The organism is Candidatus Afararchaeum irisae, from assembly GCA_034190545.1.
Taxonomy (GTDB): domain Archaea; phylum Halobacteriota; class Halobacteria; order Halobacteriales; family Afararchaeaceae; genus Afararchaeum; species Afararchaeum irisae.
The window spans coordinates 1-1,704 of record JAXIOF010000052.1 but is presented as its reverse complement, the minus strand read 5'-3'; the positions used below and the strand labels follow the sequence as shown (position 1 = coordinate 1,704).

2 protein-coding genes are annotated in these 1,704 nt (G+C 53.8%); both read right to left on the bottom strand.

Annotated elements, in window-relative coordinates; all coding sequences use genetic code 11:
* Positions 1-82: 82 nt before the first annotated feature.
* A complete protein-coding gene (locus tag SV253_06930; protein MDY6775795.1) occupies positions 83-424 on the bottom strand; it encodes a 4a-hydroxytetrahydrobiopterin dehydratase in 342 nt (113 codons plus the stop codon).
* Positions 425-465: 41 nt separating this feature from the next.
* Complete coding sequence (locus SV253_06925; GenBank protein MDY6775794.1) at positions 466-1,401, bottom strand: CheF family chemotaxis protein; 936 nt, start codon at positions 1,399-1,401, stop codon at positions 466-468.
* Between the last annotated feature and the right edge of the window lie 303 nt (positions 1,402-1,704).

The following is a 1,704-nucleotide window of genomic DNA, read 5'->3' as shown; positions in this document are numbered from 1 at the left end:
ACGCTTGCGGTGCGGTTTCGGGAAGCCTCGCCGTTTACGGCGAGGAGGAGGTCACCTCACGTCCCACGTCACGGACGTCGACCTAACTGTAGTCGTCGTAGATCTCGTCGACCTTCGCCGCCATCACGAAGTCCGCCTCATGGAGACCGTCTATCTTGTGTGTCCAGAACTTGACCTCCGCGGTTCCGTACTCTAGGTAGATGTCGGGGTGGTGTCCTTCCTCCTCGGCTAACTCACCGACATCGTACGTGAACTCTAAGGCGTCGCGGAAGTCGTCGAACTCAAATTTCCTCTGTATGTGGTGGTCGTCGACGTTCTCCCAGTCGCCTACCTGGTCGAGGTACTCGTGGATCTCGTCGCTTTCCATCGGCGGAACGCCGCCCTGACACGGCTCACATTTCTGTTGTGCTAGTTCGGAGGACATACCTCAACTACTCGGCGGTGATACTTATACCTGAGGTCGGGTCAGCCGAGACCGAAGTCATAGACTGTATTGACGTATACGTTTCCTTTCATGGTAGTTCTGACACCTCTGTCATCCCTCCCCACGAGATCCTTGTCTTTGAGGTCACTCACGAGTTCGCCGAAACTCCTCGTGTCTTCTTTATCGTCATCGTCGTCCTCTTCCGTTCCTTCTGTCTTCACCGTCCTCGCCACTGTCTCACGAGTCTCCTCGGCTGTGAGACCCGAGTAGAGAGCCGAGAGTATCCTCTCCTGTCTCTCCGAGACGGATACTGTCTTAATATCGTCGACTACGTCGTGGTATCTTCTGCCCGCGAAGTAGTAGAGAAGCCTCACGAAACGCTCGTTAGTGTGGAATATCCGAGTAGTCACTGATCTACTCTCGTCCTCCGCGTTTACCCTCCTGAGATACCTGACGGTCAGAGACTTACCCGTACTGTCTATCGAGTCCACCTTCGTCTTCTTCACTCGGAGACTCTGAACCTCATCGGGGTCTATACGAGTCGTGTCCTCTAGGAGTACGGTACCGTCCTCTATACGTAGACGGGTTCTCTCCCAAGAAGTAGCCATACGTCGTCCGCCGATCTCGACGGGGTCTTCGACGTAGACCTCTCTTCCGCTGAGAAGGAGCCTGTTGAGTACCTCGTAGAACCTGTGAACCACGTCGGGATTTGACTTTACTACGGCTGCTTCCTTGCTGTCCCCGTCACCGTACTTCACGAGGACAGCCTCCTCGTCCTTCTCCGTGGGTGTCTGACGAAGCCTGACCTGGAGTATACTACGGAGGGGAACGGCTCTCTTCTCGTCGTTTCCGACTATCACGAGACGTCTCGTGCTGAGTATTACTCTCCCCCTCTTAAAAGAGAGGTCGAAGCTCCCGAGGTTGGATGTGAGGGCGTAGACCGACTCGAAGTCGGCGATCTCCTTCTCGTCCGTCATGTCATCTGGCACATATAGATGAGACTTCTGTATTTTGACATCCACCCCTGAAGGACGGGGATTCCCGAGGTTCTTATGTTACTCCCGTCAATCGGATGGTTGGGAATCTAAGGTTTGTAGCCGACATCTACTAGGAGTGCCAAGCCCCTGTTATCCCTATCCGACACTAAGTGTCGGATTTGGAATTACCTTGGTTTTACGTCGGACGGTAGTCCACGCTTACTTTTGTTTCCCGTATGGGCGCACACCATCTGTCTTTAGCTAAGTTAGAAACCGCTTGACAGTAGCGTCTTATCGAGGCTA

Bases quoted from the DNA above. Each gene is read 5' to 3' on its own strand.
- SV253_06930 (MDY6775795.1), bottom strand. From the start codon at position 424: ATGTCCTCCGAACTAGCACAACAGAAATGTGAGCCGTGTCAGGGCGGC.
- SV253_06925 (MDY6775794.1), bottom strand. From the start codon at position 1,401: ATGACGGACGAGAAGGAGATCGCCGACTTCGAGTCGGTCTACGCCCTC.